The sequence below is a fragment of the Streptomyces sp. NBC_01264 genome (genome assembly GCF_026340675.1).
Classification (GTDB): domain Bacteria; phylum Actinomycetota; class Actinomycetes; order Streptomycetales; family Streptomycetaceae; genus Streptomyces.
The window spans coordinates 3,288,217-3,306,864 of sequence record NZ_JAPEOX010000001.1 but is presented as its reverse complement, the minus strand read 5'-3'; the positions used below and the strand labels follow the sequence as shown (position 1 = coordinate 3,306,864).

General features: G+C 72.3%; 15 protein-coding genes. 5 read left to right on the top strand and 10 right to left on the bottom strand.

Annotation, left to right across the window (positions count from 1 at the left end; translation table 11 throughout):
• Window positions 1-899: 899 nt before the first annotated feature.
• The 3 genes from OG435_RS15080 to OG435_RS15070 all read right to left on the bottom strand — a co-directional run bounded on the left by OG435_RS15080 (window position 900) and on the right by OG435_RS15070 (window position 4,163).
• Window positions 900-1,532: a DedA family protein gene (locus OG435_RS15080; protein ID WP_266877355.1), complete on the bottom strand. Its 633-nt coding sequence runs from the start codon at window positions 1,530-1,532 to the stop codon at window positions 900-902.
• A gap of 159 nt (window positions 1,533-1,691) precedes the next feature.
• Window positions 1,692-3,344 carry an alkaline phosphatase D family protein gene (locus OG435_RS15075; protein WP_266877354.1) on the bottom strand — a complete coding sequence of 551 codons (1,653 nt, stop codon included), beginning with the start codon at window positions 3,342-3,344 and terminating at the stop codon, window positions 1,692-1,694.
• A gap of 165 nt (window positions 3,345-3,509) precedes the next feature.
• Window positions 3,510-4,163, bottom strand: coding sequence for an HNH endonuclease family protein (locus tag OG435_RS15070; RefSeq protein ID WP_266877353.1), 654 nt, complete (start codon window positions 4,161-4,163; stop codon window positions 3,510-3,512).
• Between the two features lie 645 nt (window positions 4,164-4,808).
• On the opposite strand from OG435_RS15070, the gene OG435_RS15065 reads away from it, so the two are divergent.
• Complete coding sequence (locus tag OG435_RS15065; RefSeq protein ID WP_266877352.1) at window positions 4,809-5,261, top strand: VOC family protein; 453 nt, start codon at window positions 4,809-4,811, stop codon at window positions 5,259-5,261.
• A 464-nt stretch (window positions 5,262-5,725) separates the two neighbouring features.
• Here OG435_RS15065 and OG435_RS15060 read toward each other — a convergent pair whose 3' ends face one another.
• Both OG435_RS15060 and OG435_RS15055 read right to left on the bottom strand, forming a co-directional pair.
• Window positions 5,726-6,409, bottom strand: a complete 684-nt coding sequence (locus OG435_RS15060; protein ID WP_266877351.1) for an HAD-IA family hydrolase — start codon at window positions 6,407-6,409, stop codon at window positions 5,726-5,728.
• A gap of 132 nt (window positions 6,410-6,541) precedes the next feature.
• Entirely contained in the window at window positions 6,542-7,249 is a 708-nt protein-coding gene (locus OG435_RS15055) for a peptidoglycan-binding domain-containing protein (protein ID WP_266877350.1), read from the bottom strand.
• 1,340 nt (window positions 7,250-8,589) lie between these two features.
• On the opposite strand from OG435_RS15055, the gene OG435_RS15050 reads away from it, so the two are divergent.
• Window positions 8,590-10,650: an MDR family MFS transporter gene (locus OG435_RS15050; protein ID WP_323187941.1), complete on the top strand. Its 2,061-nt coding sequence runs from the start codon at window positions 8,590-8,592 to the stop codon at window positions 10,648-10,650.
• A 21-nt stretch (window positions 10,651-10,671) separates the two neighbouring features.
• Here the strand turns inward: OG435_RS15050 and OG435_RS15045 are convergent, their stop codons facing one another.
• Entirely contained in the window at window positions 10,672-11,103 is a 432-nt protein-coding gene (locus OG435_RS15045) for a GNAT family N-acetyltransferase (RefSeq protein WP_266881757.1), read from the bottom strand.
• A 294-nt stretch (window positions 11,104-11,397) separates the two neighbouring features.
• Between OG435_RS15045 and OG435_RS15040 the strand changes: the two genes are divergently transcribed.
• Complete coding sequence (locus tag OG435_RS15040; protein ID WP_266877348.1) at window positions 11,398-11,793, top strand: nuclear transport factor 2 family protein; 396 nt, start codon at window positions 11,398-11,400, stop codon at window positions 11,791-11,793.
• A 78-nt stretch (window positions 11,794-11,871) separates the two neighbouring features.
• Here OG435_RS15040 and OG435_RS15035 read toward each other — a convergent pair whose 3' ends face one another.
• Window positions 11,872-12,234 carry an antibiotic biosynthesis monooxygenase family protein gene (locus OG435_RS15035; protein ID WP_266877347.1) on the bottom strand — a complete coding sequence of 121 codons (363 nt, stop codon included), beginning with the start codon at window positions 12,232-12,234 and terminating at the stop codon, window positions 11,872-11,874.
• Window positions 12,235-12,455: 221 nt separating this feature from the next.
• On the opposite strand from OG435_RS15035, the gene OG435_RS15030 reads away from it, so the two are divergent.
• On the top strand, window positions 12,456-14,414 hold the full coding sequence (locus OG435_RS15030; protein ID WP_266877346.1) for a bifunctional glycosyltransferase 87/phosphatase PAP2 family protein: 1,959 nt from the start codon (window positions 12,456-12,458) through the stop codon (window positions 14,412-14,414).
• Window positions 14,415-14,731: 317 nt separating this feature from the next.
• On the opposite strand, the gene OG435_RS15025 is transcribed toward OG435_RS15030, so the two are convergent.
• Window positions 14,732-15,082 carry a DUF6193 family natural product biosynthesis protein gene (locus OG435_RS15025; protein WP_266877345.1) on the bottom strand — a complete coding sequence of 117 codons (351 nt, stop codon included), beginning with the start codon at window positions 15,080-15,082 and terminating at the stop codon, window positions 14,732-14,734.
• A gap of 144 nt (window positions 15,083-15,226) precedes the next feature.
• Window positions 15,227-16,471 (bottom strand): cytochrome P450, encoded by a 1,245-nt coding sequence (locus OG435_RS15020; RefSeq protein WP_266877344.1) that lies wholly within the window; start codon window positions 16,469-16,471, stop codon window positions 15,227-15,229.
• Window positions 16,472-16,746: 275 nt separating this feature from the next.
• Here OG435_RS15020 and OG435_RS15015 point away from each other — a divergent pair, with 275 nt between their 5' ends.
• Window positions 16,747-17,916: a steroid 3-ketoacyl-CoA thiolase gene (locus OG435_RS15015; RefSeq protein ID WP_266877343.1), complete on the top strand. Its 1,170-nt coding sequence runs from the start codon at window positions 16,747-16,749 to the stop codon at window positions 17,914-17,916.
• A gap of 127 nt (window positions 17,917-18,043) precedes the next feature.
• Here OG435_RS15015 and OG435_RS15010 read toward each other — a convergent pair whose 3' ends face one another.
• The gene (locus tag OG435_RS15010) at window positions 18,044-18,448 is read right to left on the bottom strand and encodes a transglycosylase SLT domain-containing protein (protein WP_266874998.1); all 405 of its coding nucleotides are present in this window, start codon (window positions 18,446-18,448) and stop codon (window positions 18,044-18,046) included.
• Window positions 18,449-18,648: the final 200 nt, after the last annotated feature.

Here is an 18,648-nt window from a genome sequence, read left to right as displayed (position 1 = left end):
TCCGCGCGGGGCGGCGGGTGGAGCGGGGCGCGGGTCGGCCCCCCGTACGGGGCCTCGAGGCGGCGTGTCGGGGAGTGGGCAGGGCGCGAGGAAGTGAGAGGGGGCTGGTCGTCGGGGCGACGCGAGGCCGCTGGCGGCTCTCTGGCGGGCAGGGTGAGCGCGATTGGCCGATGGCCGGGCCGCAGGCGGCGAGCGTGGGGTGATCGAGGGCGAGCCGGAGGGGTGAGGGTGGGGTGGCCGGGGGATTGAGCCGGCCTGCCGGGGGTGTGACGGGTGGGGTGAGTGTGGGGCGGTCTTGGTCCGGGCCGCTGGGGCTGAGCTGGAGGGCGCGCGGGGGGCTGTGGGGCGGCCGGCGGCGCGGTCTGTGTAACGGGTGGGGTGAGCGCGCGTGGTCAGGGGCCGGACTGCAGGGGGTGAGTGCGGGGTGATCGAGGGGTGATCGAGGGGCGAGCCGGAGGGGGTGGGTGCGGGTGGTCAGGGGCCGGCCGTTGGGGGTGGGCGCGCCAGCCGTGGGGTTTGTCTGGCGGCGGGTGGCCTGCCCGGGGCTGGGGGCGAGTGGGGGCTTGTGGGGTGACGGGTGGCGTGTGCTGCCCGGGGGCTCCGTCACGGCGGGGTGAGTGTGGGGCGGCCGGGGGCGCGCCGGAGACGTGGGCGCGTACGGGCCGGGGGCTTGTCTGACGGGCGGGGTGGGGGTGGGCTCGCAGGGTTGTAGGTAGCGCGAGGGGGGCAGGGTGGGGCCCGCCGGGGGAGCGAGGTCGGGTGTGAGGGCGGCGAGCCGCGGTCGGGCCTGGGGGTGGGGATTGAGGTGGTGCGGGTGGGTGGGGTAGGTCAGGGGGTGTAGCAGTGGTGCGGGTGGGTGGGGGTGTAGCGGTGGTGCAAGGGAGGTGGGGTGGGGTGGGTCAGGTGGTTGGGGTGGCGGTGGGGGGTGGGCGGCGGACTACGAAGGCTGCCAGGGAGCCCGCTGCGAACAGGGCGAGTAGGGAGATCGCGGTGCCTAGCCAGGTGGTGCCCAGCCATTGGGTGCCGAAGTAGCCGAGGGCGATGCTGTACCCGGCCCAGGCGATGGCGGCCAGGAGCGACCAGGGCAGGAACTCGCGGACCTTGCGGTGGGTCTTGCCCGCGCCGAGGGAGACCACCGAGCGGCCGGCCGGGGCGAAGCGGGCGACCACCACCAGGGCGCCGCCGCCGCGTGCGAGGGCGGTGCCGAGGCGCTCGTGGGCCCGGGTGAGCCGGCGCGAACGGGCGATGGCCCGGTCGAGCCGGGCCCCGCCCCGCCGGGCCAGGCGGTACGCGGCCATGTCGCCCAGGACCGAGGCGGTGACGGCCGTCACCAGCAGCGCCAGGATGTCCGGCACCTGGGACTGGACGGCCGCGGGTCCCGCGGCCCCGGCCGCCGCCGCTGCGGCGGCCGCGGCGGTGACGACCAGGATTCCGCTGGGCAGCACCGGCAGGAACACGTCGAGCAGGATGGACAGCGCCACGAGGGCGTAGATCCACGGGCTCGAAGTCAGCGAGCCCAGAGTCTCAAGCAAAACGGGACTCCCCAGTCCGGTTGACGTGCCTCGGCGTGAGGCGCCGCGACGTCGCGGGGAGCGGCATGGGCGGCTGACAGCGGAACAGCGTACGCCCGGTGTCCACGGACCGGACGCCCGGGGCGGTGCTCCTGGGTGACGGGTCCGCCCCGCCACGCGTCAGTGAGGAGGCGTGAGGTCGCGGTCCAGCACCGTCACCAGACGGGGACCTTTGCGGGCCTGGTCCAGGCGCAGCCGCGCGGAGCGCCCCGACAGCGCGAGCGTCATGAGCTGGTTGCCGAAGTACGGGCCGCCCGTACGCCGCCAGCTCAGCGGAGGCCGGCCCGTCCGGCCGTGCCGGGAGAAGCCCCGGCCCAGCCACCGGCCCAGCCGCGACCAGCCCAGCCGGAAGCCCCATTTCACGGCCGTGTGGATGGAGTTGTGGACCGGGGAGCAGGTCAGCTGGAACACCTGTGCCGTGCTGGGTATTCGGGGTTCCGCCACGTACGCGTGGTGCACGTCTCCCGAGAGCACGCACACCGTCGCCGGGGCCCGCGGACCCGTACCCACCTCCTCGATCAGGTTGCTCAGCGCCGCGAACGAGGCCGGGAACGCCGCCCAGTGCTCCAGATCGCTCCGCCGGCGCAGGTCCTCGCCGATCCGGGCCCACCTCGGGCCCCGCTCCCCGCGGCACAGCGCGGCGTTCCACACCTCCGCGTCGTGCACGAGCGGGGGCATCAGCCAGGGCAGTGACGAGCCGATGAGGAGGTGGTCGTACCCCCCGTGTCCGGCCAGGGCGTTCTCCCGGAGCCACCGCTGTTCCGCCGGATCGAGCATGGCCCGCTCGTCCTCGGCGAGCACCCGGGCGGCCCGGGTGTCCACCATCAGCAGCCGGGACCGGCCGAAGTCGCGGCGGTAGCTCCAGCGCACCGTGGCCGGGTCGGCGTCCGCCGCGGTGGCGAAGGCCCGTAGCGCGTCGGTGCCGTCGGGGGTCCCCCGGACCGCCTCGAACACGGGATCGGCGGCCAGTTCGGCGGGGGAGAGGTTGCCGAGGTGCTGGTACACCCAGTACGACATGAGGCCGCTGACGACCCGCTCCTGCCACCACGGGGTGGCACGCATCTCCGCCAGCCACGCGGCGCTGGTGTTCCAGTCGTCGATGACGTCGTGGTCGTCGAACATGTGCAGGCTCGGGACCGTGGAGAGCAGCCAGCGGATCTCCGGATCGAGCCAGGACTCGTAGTAGAGCCGGGTGTACTCCTCGAAGTCCGCGACCTGGGCGCCGGGGGCCTCGCGCAGGTCCCGCCGGGCCGCCAGCCATCGGCGGGTGGAGCGGGAGAGCTGGTCCGCGTACACCTGGTCGCCGAGGAGGAGCAGGACGTCGGGCCGCACCGCCTCCGGGTCGGCGGCCAGATCGGCGGCGAGGGTGTCGAGCGCGTCGGGGCCGTGCGGTCCGCGCCGGTCGGCCGGCGGGGCGGCCTGGCGGCAGGAGCCGAAGGTCAGGCGCAGGTCGGGAGCGGTCGTGGAACCGGGCCGTCGCGCGGGCGGGGTGGTGATGGTGCTCGCGGGGAAGGGGCTGTCGGGCAGCGGCCAGACCCGGAGACCGTCGAGGAGGACCTCGTACCCCGTGGTGGAGTCGGGGGTGAGGCCGGTGACGGTGATCAGGGCGTAGTGGTGGCCCGCTATCTGGAAGGTGTGGACGCTCCCGCCGGAGCCGTCGGCGCAGCGCACCTCGGCGGTGCACGGGCGGTCCGCCTCGATCCACAGCGTGGCGGAGTCGCCCGTGTCCCAGTCGACGTGGCGCAGCAGCGGTCCCAGGCGCAATGCCCCCATGTAACTCCCCCTCCTTCATCCGGCCTTGCCGTTGGATCACGGTACGACGGGGAGGGGGTGCTCCACCTCCCCCTGGCGGGGGAAAGATCCTTGGCCAGGGGTGGGGGCGTGGGTCCGTGGGGGCGTGGGTCCGTGAGGAGGTGGTCCGTGAGGGGGTGGCGGATGTCAGCAGGCGTTGAGGATGTTGACCAGGGCCGTCTTCTCCGTCGAGTCCATGCTGAGGGCCCAGTACTGCTTGACCTCGACCCACATGCGCGCGTACGTGCAGCGGTAGGCGGTGCGCGGCGGCAGCCACTTGCCGGGGTCGAGGTCGCCCTTCGCCTGGTTCACGTTGTCGGTGACGGCGATGAGCTGCGGGCGGGTGAGGTCGTTGGCGAACTGCTGGCGCTTGGCCGTGGTCCAGGAGTTGGCGCCGGAACGCCAGGCCTCGGCGAGGGGGACCATGTGGTCGATGTCGACGTCGGAGGCGGCCGTCCAGGTGGCCCCGTCGTACTCGGAGTACCAGCTGCCGCTGACGGCCGCGCAGGCGGAGTCCTGGACCACGCCCGAGCCGTCGCGCTTGAGGACGGTCTCGCGGGTGTTGCAGGTGCCGGAGACGGTGCTCCAGTGCGGGAAGAGGTCGCGGCTGTAACCGCTGGTGGTGCCCTCGGTCTTCGGGGTGACGGTGGCGAGGTAGGAGCGGGCGGCCGCGGCGCTGATGGGGGTGGGAGGGGAGGCGGCGGCGGTGGGGGCGGTGAGGAGGGTGGTCAGGGAGGCGGCCGCGAGTATGGAGGCGAGTGCGCCGAGTCGACGCGCGTAGACGGAGGGAGTGGAGAACATGAGGGCTCCTGGGAGGGGGCAGGGGTGGGTGCGGGAGGGCGTGAGTGTGGGAGCGGGTGGGAGCGGGTGGGAGCGGGTGGGAGCGGGTGGGGGCGGGAGGGGCGGCTGGGCGGTGGGTGGGTGCGCTGTGGGGCCTGGCCATGCTGGCCGCGCCGGGTTTCGTGGGGGTGGGCGCCAGGTGACAGTCTGAAGGCATGAGCATGTCATGGCGAGGTGGGTGACGGGCTTTGAGGTGGGGGCAGTTGGGGATCTGGGTCGGGTTGGGCGGGAGTGGGGTCAATGTCCTGACCCGGCCCTGACTGTTCCGGCGGTGGCGGTATCAGTGGTACCGGCGGTGGGCATGGCGACGGCGCCGCGCCCGGTCGTTCCGGGAGCGGCACCGTGATCCGGAATCAGAGCCCGGTGGTGAAGGGGGTGTTGTGGACTGTGCGGGAGCTGTGGGTGGTCCTGTGCCTGCGTAGCTGCTCGGTGCGCTCCAGCTCGATCAGGATTCGGCTGCGGGCTCCCCGCGGTGACGCCCTTCCCGGGGCATCACTTGACGATGGCGTTCGGGGCCCGGATGTCCATCAGGGCGAAGAGAGCGCTCAGTTCGGTCCAGGGTCTTCCCCGGCGCGCATTGTCGGACCCGCCTGCGAGGCTGAGGTCATGGAGACTGCGTTGCAACTGACCATCGACTGCGCCGATCCGCGGGTGATGGTGGCGTTCTGGACCCAAGCGCTGGGTTATGTGCCGGAGTCGGCGCCGGACGGGCATGCGACCTGGCGTGCGTACTGGGAGGGCATGGGGGTGCCCGCGGAGGAGCTGCCCGTAGGGGTGGGTGAGGAGCCGGAGTCGATCGTGGATCCGTCCGGGCGGGGCCCCCGGGTGTGGTTCCAGCAGGTTCCGGAGCCCAAGGCCGGTAAGAACCCGGTGCACTTGGACCTGAAGGTCGGCGGCGGGCGCGGGGTTCCGATGGACCTCCGGATACGGAGGGTGGACGACACGGTGGAGCGGCTCACCGGTGCGGGGGCGACCGTGCTGCGCGCGCTGGACGAGTTGGAGACCTACTACGGGGTGGTCATGCAGGACCCCGAGGGGAACGAGTTCTGCGTCGCCTGAGTCGGCGATGTGGCGGGCTCGGCCACCTGGCACATCTGGGCGGGGCGCCTGTGCCGGTGCACGTCCGGCGCCGGTCGGGGCGTGCGTGACTTGCGCCGACGGTTGCCGCCGGTGCTGCCCACTGGTGGTGACCGCCGCTGATGCCCGCCGACGGGTGCAGCCCACCAACGGGTTTCACCGGTGACACCCGCCGGCTTCGGATGCCCTGCCCCGATCGCAGTGCCTCCCGCCGCCGGCGGCGCGTGCTGGGTGTCTCCTTCGGGGCGGTCTCGGTCCGGGGGTGAGGGGAAGGGCGTGGCGTCAGCCTGTTCCCCGGAGCGCGCCGGTTCCGGCGATCTCCGGCTGTCCTTCGCTAGGGCGCGTGGTCGCCGAGAGTCGGTCCATGGGGTGCGGAACGGGATGCGGGCGGTTGGGAGCGTTCCGCCGTCGAGCCGGCCGTTGAGCCGGCCGGCGGGTCTTCCGGGTCAGGCCGTCTGGAGGGTGAGGGTGATGGAGCCGTCGGGGGAGGTGGTGACGGTGACGGCGGTCAGGTTGAGGACGTGGGCGGTCGGGCCGTGGGCGGCGGCGCGGGGGCCCACGCCGATGACCCGCATGCCCGCAGCCTGGCCTGCGGCGATGCCGGCGGCCGAGTCCTCGAAGACGATGCAGTCCGCCGGGTCCACGCCGAGGGCGGCGGCGCCCATCAGGAAGCCCTCGGGGTCGGGCTTGCTGGCCTGCACGGACTCGGCGGTGACCCGCACCTCGGGCATCGGCAGGGCGGCGGCCGTCATCCGGGCCGTGGCCAGGGCCACGTCGGCGGAGGTGACCAGGGCGTGCGGCAGGGAGCTGAGGGCGTCCATGAAGGCCGGAGCGCCACCGATCGGGACGACGCCCTCGGTGTCGGCGGTCTCGCGGGCGAGCATCACCGCGTTCTCGGCGAGGTTCTCCTCCATCGGGCGGTCCGGGAGCAGGATCGCCATCGTGGCGTAGCCCTGGCGGCCGTGGACCACCTTGAGGGCCTCCTCCGGATCCAGGCCGTGGGCGACGGCCCAGTCGTACCAGCAGCGCTCGACCACCGCGTCCGAGTTGACGATGGTGCCGTCCATGTCCAGGAGCAGGGCCTTGGCGGTCAGGACGGCGGGGGCGGTGGCGGTGGTGCTGGCCGGCATCGGAGAGGCTCCAGACGGGACGGGAAAGAGAACAAGTGGTTCCGTCCACCGGTCAGGGAGTGAGGACGGAACCACTTTGTTCCTGAACAATACAAAACTCGGAGGGGTGCTCGCCACCAGAACCGGTGTGTTCTATCCCTCCAAGGCGCGACGGGTCGCCGGACCGTAGACGCCCCAAGGGTCCTCGTCGATGCCGTTGTACGCCTGGAACGTCGAGACCGCCGATTCCGTACGGGCGCCGTACCTGCCGTCGTACTTCCCGCGGTAGATGCCCTGTGCCGCCAGCAGGCGCTGGAGCTTTTCCACCTCGGGGCCCGAATCCCCGTACCGGAGGGTCGGCGCTTGCGACGGGGGCCGCGAGGTCGGCGAGGAGGGACGGCTCGGTGTGGGCGACGGGGTGGTCGAGGGGGTCGACGAACGGGTCGGGGTGGGGGAGGGCGAGGGGGAGGCGGACGTCGACCGGGAGGGGCTGGGGGAGGGTGACGGCGTGGGGGAGGGCGACGGAGACGGGCTGGTGCTCTTGGCGGGCTGTGACGGGGCGACCTGGGTGAGGCTGGTCAGAGGTGTGGAGGGCTTCGCGTCGACGAGGGTGGCCTCTGGGGAGGCGGAGCCCGAGACCGCCCTCAGCGTGAGGACGGCCGCGCCGACCAGCACGATGGCCGCCGCGGCGGCGGGGAGTGCGCGGATGCGGCGTCTCGGGGGTATGGGCGGGTGCGGCCCGCCCGCGCCGTCCATTGCGTGTGCCCCGTAAGGGTCCGGATTGGCCTCGGGTGATCCGTACGGGCCGTGGGTCCCGGGCGGCGCGTACGGCTCGTACGCCGGGACGGGGCGCAGCTGCATCGTTTCTTCGGGCAGGGACGCTACGGGAGTCCCGTACGCGGGAGTCTCGTCCCCCGATGGCAGCGGCGCGGTGCGGGGCTGGCTGGTGGGGGGCGTCGGGACGTCGGCCGGGCCCGAGTGTGCTGATGCGGCATCCGCCGGGCCGGGGTAGGCCGGGAACGCGGCCGCCCCGCCGGGGTGGTGGGGCGGGTTGCCCGTCGGGTCGGGGTACGCAGTGGCGCCTGCCGGCCCGGGGTGGGGCGGCACGTTGGCTGCGCGGCCCGGGTGCGGAGTGGCGTCCGCCGGGTGGGTGTGGGGTGGCGGGGTGGCCGCGTGGCCCGGGTGGGTGGGCGCGGTGCCCAGTTGGTCGGGGTGGGGCTTGGCGGGGGCCGCCGAGGCGTCCGTGTGGCCGGGGTACGTGGTGCCCTCGCGGTCGGCGTACGTCGGCGGGGTGATCGCCGAGTCGGAGTGCGGCGCGGTGGCCCCCGGGTCGGGTTGCGGGGCGGTGCCGGACCCGGCTGCGCGCGGTGGTGCCGTGTTCGCCGGGCCGGGGCCGGGGCCGGGGGTGGTGGAGGGGGTGTGCGGCCGGCCCGCGTGCGGCGCCGTGGTGCCTGCCGCGCCTGGGTGTGGCGGGGTGGCTGGGCGGTTCGGATGGGGATTGGTGGCTGCCGCTGCCGGTGCCCCGCCCGGGCGTGAGGGGGAGGCCGGTGGGCCGGGGTGCCCCGTGAGGCCTGACGCGCCAGCGTCCCCCGCGTAGCCTGCCGGGCCCGGGCGTGAGGGGGAGGCCGGTGGGCCGGGGTGTGTTGGGGTGCCCGTCGTGCTCGCGTCCCACGGGGTGCCTCTCACGCCCGGGCGTGAGGGGGAGGTCGGCAGGCCGGGGTGCCCCGTGGTGGCTGACGCGCCCGCGTCGCCCGGGGTGCCTGCCGGGCCCGGGCGTGAGGGGGAGGCCGGTGGGCCGGGGTGTGTTGGGGTGCCTGACGTGCTCGCGTCGCCCAGGTTGCCTGCCGTGCCCGGGCGGGACGGGGAGGTCGGCGGGCCGGGGTGCCCTGTGGTGCCTGACGGGTCCGTGGCCTCTGCGTTGCCTGCCGCGTGCGGGTGGGGCCTGGTGGCCGGGGGTGGTGGGGTGGGGTTCGGGAGGGTGACGTAGGGGCGGACGCGCAAGGGTTCGAAGCCTGGTGCGCAGTCGCAGGCTCCTTCCGCTGTGCCGCAATCCGGACAGTGCTCAGTGCTCACTCGAATCCCTCCCCTGGCTGCTGCCTGCGATTATGCAGACCCTCGGTAGCCCGCCCAACCCGCCCGACAGGCCATAACCGGACACACCGCTCAGGATGGAGGAGTCGATCAGGCCCGAGGAGGAGCCGATGGTGCAGGACGTGACCACGGAGCCCGACCCGCGGAAGCGGGCACCCGGCCCCAGCGCTGAACACGCTTCACGCGAGGTGCTCGTCTCCATCGGTGCGCTGCTGTTGGGGCTGCTCATCTCTTCGCTCGACCAGACGATCGTGTCGACGGCCCTGCCGACGATCGTCAGCGATCTCGGCGGGATGTCACACCTGTCGTGGGTGGTCACGGCCTACATGCTCGCCTCGACCGCCGCCACGCCGCTGTGGGGCAAGCTCGGGGACCAGTACGGGCGCAAGAAGCTCTTCCAGTCCGCCATCGTGCTCTTCCTGATCGGGTCCGCCCTGTGCGGCCTGGCGCAGAACATGCCGCAGCTGATCGGCTTCCGCGCGCTTCAGGGACTGGGCGGCGGCGGGCTGATGGTGCTGTCGATGGCGATCGTCGGAGACATCGTCCCGCCGCGCGAACGCGGCAAGTACCAGGGGCTCTTCGGTGCGGTCTTCGGAGCCACCAGCGTGCTGGGTCCGCTGCTGGGCGGACTGTTCGTGGACCACCTGTCGTGGCGCTGGGTCTTCTACATCAACCTCCCCATCGGTCTCGTCGCCCTCGTGGTCATCGCCGCGGCCCTAAAGATCCCGGTACGGACCGAGAAGCACACCATCGACTACCTCGGCACCTTCCTCATCGCCTCCGTCGCGACCTGCCTGGTGCTCGTGGCCTCGCTCGGGGGTACGTGGGGCTGGAGCTCGCCTCAGATCATCGGGCTCGCGGTACTCGGCCTCGTGCTGCTGGTCTGCTTCGTCCTCGTCGAGCGGCGGGCCGTGGAGCCGGTGCTCCCGCTCAAACTGTTCGGGATCCGGACCTTCACCCTCTGCTCGCTGATCAGCTTCATCGTCGGCTTCGCGATGTTCGGCGCCATGGTCTACCTGCCGACCTTCCTCCAGGTGGTCCAGGGCGTCTCCCCGACCATGTCGGGCGTCCACATGCTGCCGATGGTGCTCGGACTGCTGATCACCTCCACCGTGTCCGGCCAGATCGTCAGCCGCACCGGGCGCTGGAAGGTCTTCCCGATCGCGGGTACGGCCCTGACCGCGGTCGGGCTGCTGCTCCTGCACCAGCTGGAGCGCACCAGCTCCACCTGGGAGATGAGCGTCTACTTCTTCGTCTTCGGCGCCGGCCTCGGACTGGTCATGCAGGTGCTCGTCCTCGTGGTGCAGAACTCCGTCAGCTACGCCGACCTCGGCGTCGCCACCTCCGGTGCCACCTTCTTCCGCTCCATCGGCGCCTCCTTCGGCGTCGCCATCTTCGGTACGATCTTCACCAACCGGCTCGACGACAAGCTGGCCGGTGCGCTCAGGGGCGTCCCGCTGCCGCCGGGGCTGGACGCGGGCAAGCTGGAGGCCGACCCGCGCGCCATCGGCGTCCTCCCCGCGGTGCTGCGGCCGCGCGTGCTCGACGCCTACTCCACCTCCATCACCGACGTCTTCCTCTACGCGGCCCCTGTGGTGCTGGTGGCCTTCGTAGTGGCCTGGTTCCTCAAGGAGGACAAGCTGCGCGCCTCGGTGACGGCGCCCGATGTCACCGAGACCCTCGCCTCCAACCCCGTCCAGCGCTCATCGCGGGAGGAGGTCGCCCGCGCCCTGACGGTGCTCGGGACCCTCCAGGGCCGCAAGCACGTCTACGAGAAGATCACCGAGAAGGCCGGCTACGACCTGCTGCCCGCCGCCAGCTGGCTGCTGCTGCGGATCAAGAGGTACGGCAGCGCCGACCCGGCCGTGCTCGCCGAGAGGACCATGGTGCCGCTGCGTGCCATCACGGACGCGGGCCGCCAGATCGAGGAGCGTGGCCTCGCCGTCCGCGACGGGCTGCCGCTGGTCCTGACGGACAAGGGGCGCGAGAGCGCGCTGAAGCTGTCCGCCGCGCGGGAGGAGTCGCTCGCCGAGCTGCTCGGTGACTGGTGGACCGCGGACCGCCCAGCCGACCTTTCCGAGCTGGTCGCCGAGATCAACTCGGAGCTCTGCGGTTCCGTCGACGAGGAGCCCTACGAGACCTTGCCCCGCCGGGACCACTCCGCCAGGTGAACCCCCGCGCCGGGTGAACGGTCAGACCAGGCGCTTCTCGAACCAGTGCTCGGCGTACGGGCCGGAGGTGTACGCGGGTATCTCCGCGTACCCGTGCCGCGCGTACAACGCGCGGGCCTCCACCAGGTCGGACCGGGTGTCCAGCCGGACCCGCTCGGCGCCCAGCGCGCGGCCCGCGTCCTCCAGGGCCCGGAGCAGGGCCGCCCCGCCACCCGTACCGCGGGCGCGCGGGTCCACGTACACCCGGGTGAGCTCGGCGGTGACGGGGTCCAGCAGGCGTATCCCGCCGCAGGCGAGGGGCCGTCCGTCGAGTCTGCCCACCAGGAACCGGCCCGTCGGCGCCGTGAGGTCGTCGTCCGGGAAGTCCAGGAGGCCCTGGTCGATCTCGGCCTCGGTGACGGACCGCCGCCAGTACCGGCCGGCGACCTCCGCGTAGTACGCGCGGCGCAGCACCGTGGCGTCCGGGGTGGTGAACGGCTCGGCGGCGACCTGCCAGGCCCCGGCCGGGGGTGGGCCGGACGCGGGCGACGCCGTGACGGCGGGCTCGGGAGTGGCCGTGGGAGCGGGGGTGGCCGCGGACGTGGATGTGGCCGTGGCCGTGGGTGTCGGCGTAGCAGTGGGGAGGGTCTCTCTGCTGGTCATGACGTCATTGTGGAGCGGTTCCCGACCGTCCGCGTTGGAATATCCACAGGGCCGGGCCGATGATAGGAAAAGGGTCAAACCGTACGCACGAAGGGCGTGACCGTCATGTCGGAGCATCCTGACTGTGCCCTGATCCGCCGCGGCTACGAGGCTTTCGGCCAGGGCGACATGGAGAAGCTGAGCACGATGATGACGGCCGACGTCATCCAGCACGTCCCCGGCAGCAGCCCCATCTCCGGGCACCACAAGGGGCGCGAGGCCGTGCTCGACCTCTACCGCCGGATGGGAGAGGAGACGCACGGCACCATGCGGCTCCACTTGGACAAACTGCTCGCGGACGGCCGCGGCCACGTCATGAGTTTCCACACAACGCGCGCCGATCGCGGCGACCGCGGGATGGAGATCCACGAGGGCATCTTCTTCACGATCGTCGGCGGGAAGATCAGCGACCTCGACGTCTGCATCGAGGACATCGACGAGATGGACGCCTTCTGGAGCTGAGCCGGACGGAAGCGAAGGAAAGTCGGAAGCGAAGCAAAGAGGGTCCCGGAGCCACGGCTCCGGGACCCTCTCCGTAGGTCAGCCCCGCTTCGGCGCCGCCTGCTGCACGACCTCGAACGACCACACCGTCGAGCCCGTGGCAGCGGGCTTCGGCCGCTCCGCGCCGCCCTCGGAGCCCGCCGGGCCGCCCGCCGCGCCGCCCGCGCCGCCACCCTGGTGGGCCGCCTTCATGGGCCCCTCCATCCACGCCTGGAAGTCCTCCTCGGAACGCCACCGCGTGTACACGAGATACTGGTCGGTCCCCTCGACGGGCCGCAGCAGCTCGAACCATTCGAAGCCGTCCGAGTTCTCCACGGAGCCGGCGCGGGAGGCGAACCGCTGCTCCAGAACCTCGCGCTGTTCGTCCGGGACGGTGAGGGCGTTGATCTTCACGATGCTCATGCACGCCATCCTAGGTATCGCGCGGGGGATATCGTCGTCCGGGTAAATGAAGCGCGCGGTATGAAACGCAGTACGAAACGCGGCAGCCAGGCGAAGTCGGGGTTGCAGTCAACAGGGCGGGAGGCCGGCGAGGCGTGGCGAACGCGGCGGAGCACAGTGGTGCGAACGGACATGCCGGGGTCATAGGCGGTAGCGGCGGAAGACTCGGGGCGGCGCGCCTCATGCTGTGGGCGCTGGCCCTGCTGCTGGCCGTCAGGCAGGCCTCGGTCGTGCTGCGCGTGCCACCGGGCGAGTGGCTCGGAGGCTTCCACCTCCCGGGCGGCCTGCCGGGCTCGCTCTACACCAGCGGCCAGTTCACCGGGACCCCCTTCGCGGGGCTGGTCCTCAAACCCCTCCTGGGCCTCGCCGCGCCCTCCCTGGAGGTGGCCTGGACCTGCGTGACCCTGCTGCTCGTCGCGGCCGTCGGGCTGGTCGCCGCGCGCGCCCTGCCCGACCCCGTGCCCCGGCGCACCGCGCTGCTCGCCGCGCCCGTGCTCGTCGGGCTGATGATGGTCTCGCTACCGGTCCGTGAGGCCGCGCTGCCGGGGCAGACCGCCGTGCTGCCGGTGCTGCTGGTGCTCCTCGCCGTGTTCCGGGTCCCGAGCGAGCGCCCCTCCGGGTTCCTGATCGGCCTGGCCGCGGCTCTCCAGCCCGCGCTGCTGCTCTTCGCACCGCTGATGTGGCTGTCCGGACGCAGGACCACCGCGCGCTCAGCGGCCCTGACCTTCACCGGCGCCGCCGCGCTGTCCTGGGCCGCCCTGCCCGGCGACTCGTGGACGTACTGGGTCCAGCACCTGGCCGGCACCGGCCTCGGCGGCGCACCCGACAGCCTCACCAACCAGTCCGTACACGGCGCCCTGCTGCGCCTGGGCCTGTCCGGCCCCGGCGAGATCCTGCTCTACGCCGCCCTCGCGGCCCCGATCGTCTGGATCGGCCTGCGCCGTGCGGCCCGCTACGCGCGGGACGGCCAGCTGCTGCTCGCCGTCGCGATCACCGGCTGCGTGGCCGTCGCCGTGTCCCCGACGGGCTGGCGCCACCAGCTGCTGTGGGTGCTGCTCGCGGTCGCCGGCAAGGTCGGCAAGCGGGCCGCCGACCGGCCGGTGTGGCCGGTGGCGGTGGTCCTCGCCATGACCCTGCCGAGCGACGTGCTGCTGCCCAATCTGGTCGCGCTGGCTCCCGTACGGGACAACGTGCTGCTGCTCGCGGCCCTCGCGGCGGCCTGCGCGGTGCCGTTCCTGCCGCGCTCCTCCCCGTACTGGCGCGAGCCGGTCCCCACGGCCTACGGCCGGCCCGCGCCCGCGCGGTGGGCGCGGGTGCCGCTGCTGCCGTTCTGGCGGCGGGTGCTGTCGCGTCCGAACCTGCTGCTGGAACTGCTCCTGATACGGGTCGGGTACTCGCTGTACTCGCACATCCGGGCCGCCGCGCCCACCAGCCGGAGCCTGGCGGAGGGCAACGGGAGCCAGATCCACGGGATCGAGAAGGCGCTCGGCATCGACATCGAGCACGCCGTGAACCATGCGGTGGTGAGCGTGCCGTGGGTGGAGGCGTTCTTCAACTTCTACTACACGTCGTTCCACTTCGTGGTTCCGCTGGGGATACTCGCCGTCCTCTACTGGCGCCGCCCCAAGGACTACCGCTGGGCGCGGGCCTCGCTGGGCCTGGCGACCGTGCTGGCGCTCATAGGTTTCTGGCTGTACCCGCTGGCGCCGCCGCGGCTGATGCCCGGGCTGGGGTTCGTCGACACCGTGCACGGGGTGCAGGATCTGGCGAACCCGAGCTACGGGGCCATGACCGCGATCTCCAACCAGTACGCGGCGATGCCCTCGCTGCACTTCGGCTGGTCGCTGTGGTGCGGGATCGTGATCGTGACGATCGCGCCGAAGGGGTGGCAGAAGCTGCTCGGCGTGCTGCACCCGACGATCACCGTGTGCGCGATCGTCGCGACCGCCAACCACTGGGTGCTCGACGCGGTCGGCGGCGCGGTGGTCGTCGGGGCGGGGTTCGGGCTCGTGTACGTACTGTCGGGCCCTCGGGGCGATGCCGTGCCGGCCGGGGTTTCCGTGCCGAGGCCGCGGCGGCCGGAGCGGGTCGGGGTGGGGTCCGCGGGGTCCGCGGGGTCCGCGGAGCGGACGAGGGCCTGACCGGGGCGGTCGGGTCGCGAAGGGGTGCCGGGGCGGTGTAGCAGCCCGCCCCGGCACCCCTTCGCGATGGATCGCCGCGTTCTGTCAGGATCCGCCCGTGGGGTGGCTCGCGCCACTCGGGGGCGTGGGGTGGAGGGTGCGGCGGGCCCTGCGGGGCTGTCCCCTGCTCGGGCTGCGCCCGTTCCCCGGGGCTGCGCCCCGGACCCCGCCCGTGCGGCAGTGTTGCGGGGGCGCTACCCCCGGGCTCCCGCTCCTCAAACGCCGGAGGGGCTGGTTTTGGCACGGCGGGGCTGGAGTGGGTCGGCCCTTGGGTTCGGCTATTCCGCCGGCAGGTTCGCCACCACCAGGGCTATCGCCGCCCGGGCCGTGTCGGCTTCGCCGAGGACGGTGGTTTGGCGGGGGCCGCGGACGCGGAAGCGGCCGTTGGGGAGGGGTTCCACTGCCGGGGCGGTCACGGCGAAGGGGTGGCCCGCGGAGGCGCTGAACCACAGGGTGAAGTGGCTGGTGTACGGGTAGAGGCGGCGCAGTTCCGGCTCTTCGCGGGCGGCCTCGATGAGGGCCAGGACCCCCTGGCTCATGGGCTCGGACCCATCGCCGAGATCGACCATCCGCTGCCACGTCGTGGGCAGCCGCTGCCAACGTCTCGCGCTGGGGTCATCGAGGTTCATCCGGGCAGTCTGGGGTCCGGCCCGCCGCCAAGGCAATGATCCCGAAGGTGGCGGGATGATAACGACCGGTGACCGGCGGGTAACAACCGAGGGACGGCAGGGGCTGGGCGTGGGAGGTGGGCCCCTGCCGTCCTGGATCACGGGTCAGCCGTGGCTGACCCGGAGTTCCTTGATGCCGTTCAGCCAGGCAGCGCGCAGCCGGCGCGGGCCCTCGCCGACGAGGTGGAGGTCGGGCAGGGCGTCGGCCAGGGCGTTGAACATCAGGTCGATCTCCATGATGGCCAGCGACTTGCCGAGGCAGAAGTGCGGGCCGCCGCCGCCGAAGCCCATGTGGGGGTTGGGGTCGCGGGTGATGTCGAAGCGGTCGGGGTCGGTGAAGACCTCGGGGTCGTGGTTGGCGGAGGAGTAGAACATGCCGACGCGGTCGCCGGCCTTGATCTTCTGCCCGCCCAGTTCGGTGTCCTGGGTGGCGGTGCGCTGGAAGGACACCACGGGGGTGGCCCAGCGGACGATCTCCTCGGCGGCGGTGGAGGGCCGGGTCGCCTTGTACAGCTCCCACTGCTCGGGGTGGGTCAGGAAGGCGTGCATGCCGTGGCTGATGGCGTTGCGGGTGGTCTCGTTGCCCGCGACGGCCAGCAGGAGGACGAAGAAGCCGAACTCGTCGGAGCCCAGGTTGCCCTGGCCCTCCGCGGCCACCAGCTGCGTGACGATGTCCTTGGCCGGACACTCCTTGCGGGCGGCGGACAGGTTCATCGCGTAACCGATGAGCTCCGCCGCGGCGTTGCCGCCGACCTCGGCGGTGATCGCGTACTCCGGGTCGTCGTACGCGATCATCTTGTTCGACCAGTCGAAGATCCGCGAGCGGTCCTCCTGCGGTACGCCGATCAGCTCGGCGATGGCCTGGAGGGGCAGTTCGCACGCGACCTGGGTGACGAAGTCGAAGCTTCCGTCGGCCGAGGTTTCGAGGGCCTCCGCGACGATCTTGCGGGCCCGGTCGCGCAGGGCGTCCTCCAGCCCGCGGATGGCCCGCGGGGTGAAGCCGCGCTGCACGATCTGGCGTACGCGGGTGTGTTCCGGCGGATCCATGTTCAACATGATCAGTCGCTGGGCATCTATGGTCTCGCGCCGGATGTGCTCGTTGAAGCGGATGATCGCCGTGTTCGTGGTGGAGGAGAACAGCTCCGGGTGCGTGGAGATGTACTTGACGTCCGCGTGCCGGGTGACGGCCCAGTACCCCTCGTCGTCGAAGCCGGTGATGCCCCGCGGCTGCGGGCACCACCACACGGGTGCGGTCTGCCGCAGCTGAGCGAACTCGGGGTAGGGGACCCGGTCTTGGAGCACGTCCGGGTCGGTGGCGTCGAAGCCTTCGGGCAGTGCGGGGCAGGTCATCGGGCGGCTCCAGAGTCTGACGGCCCATCAGAAGTTGGCTTGAAGGTAGTAACGAGTTCTAGAAGTGACAAGGGGCCCCGCGCCAACTGTTGCGTGTGGAATCCGTGGAAGCCGCGTGCAAGACCCTTGCGTACCGGGTGTTCTGGTCATAAGACTGCGGGGAGAACTAGAACGCGTACTAGTTAGGGTGGGGCGCCGGGACGGCCCGCCCGTCAGCTGAGGCGCGCTAGCCGATGCGCGCTGTGCGCTACGCAGGAGCAGGAGAGGACGAGCTCATGGCCGCGGAACCCGTCATCGTCGAAGCCGTACGCACCCCGATCGGCAAGCGCGGGGGCGCGCTCGCCAACCTTCACCCCGCCTACCTTCTCGGCGAGACCTACCGCGAGCTCCTCGCCCGCACGGGGATCCAGCCCGACTGCGTGGAGCAGATCGTCGGCGGTACCGTCACCCACGCCGGCGAGCAGTCGATGAACCCGGCCCGCAACGCCTGGCTGGCCATGGGCCTCCCGTACGAGACCGCCGCGACCACCGTGGACTGTCAGTGCGGCAGTTCCCAGCAGGCCAACCACATGGTCGCCAACATGATCTCCGGCGGTGTCATGGACATCGGCATCGCCTGCGGGGTCGAGGCCATGAGCCGCGTGCCGCTGGGGTCGGGATCGAAGCACGGGCCGGGCAAGCCCTTCCCGGACGAGTGGAACGTCGACCTGCCGAACCAGTTCGAGGCCGCCGAGCGCATCGCCCGCCACCGGGGCCTGACCCGCGAGGACGTTGACAAGCTCGGGGTCCTGTCCCAGCAGCGGGCCGCCGCGGCGTGGGCCGAGGAGCGGTTCAAGCGCGAGACCTTCGCCGTGCAGGTGCCCACCACGGAGGCCGAGCAGGCCGCGGGGCAGGGCATGTGGCGGCTGGTCGACCGGGACGAGGGCCTGCGCGACACCTCCATGGAGGCGCTCGCCCGGCTCAAGCCGGTCATGCCGACCGCCGTGCACACCGCGGGGAACTCCTCGCAGATATCCGACGGCGCCGCCGCCGTGATGTGGGCCTCGCGCAAGATGGCCCGCGCCCTCAAGCTGCGGCCGCGCGCCCGGATCGTCGCCCAGACGCTGGTCGGCTCCGACCCGCACTTCCACCTGGACGGGCCGATCGACGCCACGCGGGCCGTGCTGGGCAAGGCCGGCATGTCCCTCAAGGACATCGACCTCGTCGAGATCAACGAGGCCTTCGCCTCCGTCGTCCTCAGCTGGGCCCAGGTCTTCGACCAGGACCTGGAGAAGGTCAACGTCAACGGCGGCGGCATCGCGCTCGGCCACCCCGTCGGCGCGACCGGGGCCCGGCTGATCACCACCGCACTGCACGAGCTGGAGCGCCGCGACAAGGAGTTCGCGCTGATCACCATGTGCGCGGGCGGGGCGCTGGCGACCGGCACCATCATCCAGCGGCTGTAGCACCTGCTGCGCCGCCTTTGGACCCTGTGGGATGGGATCGCGAAGGCCCCGGAGGCCGGACCTGGGGAGGTCGGCCGCCGGGGCCTTCGCATGTGCGCGTGCTGCTTTGGCCGCTGCCGCTGGTGGTTTAGTACCAGTGGTGGTTCTGCCAGAAGGTCCAGGCGCCCTCGGGGCTGCCGTAGCGGGAGTTCATGTAGTCCAGGCCCCACTTGATCTGGGTGGCCGGGTTGGTCTTCCAGTCCGAGCCCGCCGAGGACATCTTCGAGGCCGGCAGGGCCTGGACCAGGCCGTAGGCGCCCGAGGAGGAGTTCGTGGCGGTGTGGTCCCAGCCACTCTCACGGGACACGATGTTGTTGAAGGCCGCGAACTGCGCCGGGTCCTTGATCATCTGCTGGGCGATCGCCTTGGCACTCAGCGGGGCGGCCTGCGCGGGAACCGCGGCCAGCATGGAACCGGCGACGCCCAGGGCGAGGACGGTACCCGCGAGGGTCTTCTTCGAAGCGGCGATGCGGCGGATGACAGTGGTGGACACGGACGGACCTTCCGAAGGAGACAAGGGCAGTCGCAGGCATGGATGAGCCACTCACGTGAAGAAAAGGGGTTCGTCAGCGGGAGCGGGGATCCGGGGGACCTCCGTCCGCCCTGCGACTCATCCAGTTCTACGGGGGTAGAGCCCGCCCGGCAACGCCCCCTCTTACTAGTGGTCCTCGCAGCCCGGGTGCAACGACCCCC

Coding starts and splice junctions, on each gene's coding strand:
- OG435_RS15050 (WP_323187941.1), top strand. CDS start 8,590: ATGGTGCAGGACGTGACCACGGAGCCCGACCCGCGGAAGCGGGCACCC.
- OG435_RS15075 (WP_266877354.1), bottom strand. CDS start 3,344: ATGGGGGCATTGCGCCTGGGACCGCTGCTGCGCCACGTCGACTGGGAC.
- OG435_RS15035 (WP_266877347.1), bottom strand. CDS start 12,234: ATGAGCATCGTGAAGATCAACGCCCTCACCGTCCCGGACGAACAGCGC.
- OG435_RS15060 (WP_266877351.1), bottom strand. CDS start 6,409: ATGCCGGCCAGCACCACCGCCACCGCCCCCGCCGTCCTGACCGCCAAG.
- OG435_RS15030 (WP_266877346.1), top strand. CDS start 12,456: ATGCTGTGGGCGCTGGCCCTGCTGCTGGCCGTCAGGCAGGCCTCGGTC.
- OG435_RS15065 (WP_266877352.1), top strand. CDS start 4,809: ATGGAGACTGCGTTGCAACTGACCATCGACTGCGCCGATCCGCGGGTG.
- OG435_RS15070 (WP_266877353.1), bottom strand. CDS start 4,163: ATGTTCTCCACTCCCTCCGTCTACGCGCGTCGACTCGGCGCACTCGCC.
- OG435_RS15040 (WP_266877348.1), top strand. CDS start 11,398: ATGTCGGAGCATCCTGACTGTGCCCTGATCCGCCGCGGCTACGAGGCT.
- OG435_RS15015 (WP_266877343.1), top strand. CDS start 16,747: ATGGCCGCGGAACCCGTCATCGTCGAAGCCGTACGCACCCCGATCGGC.
- OG435_RS15025 (WP_266877345.1), bottom strand. CDS start 15,082: ATGAACCTCGATGACCCCAGCGCGAGACGTTGGCAGCGGCTGCCCACG.
- OG435_RS15055 (WP_266877350.1), bottom strand. CDS start 7,249: ATGCAGCTGCGCCCCGTCCCGGCGTACGAGCCGTACGCGCCGCCCGGG.
- OG435_RS15020 (WP_266877344.1), bottom strand. CDS start 16,471: ATGACCTGCCCCGCACTGCCCGAAGGCTTCGACGCCACCGACCCGGAC.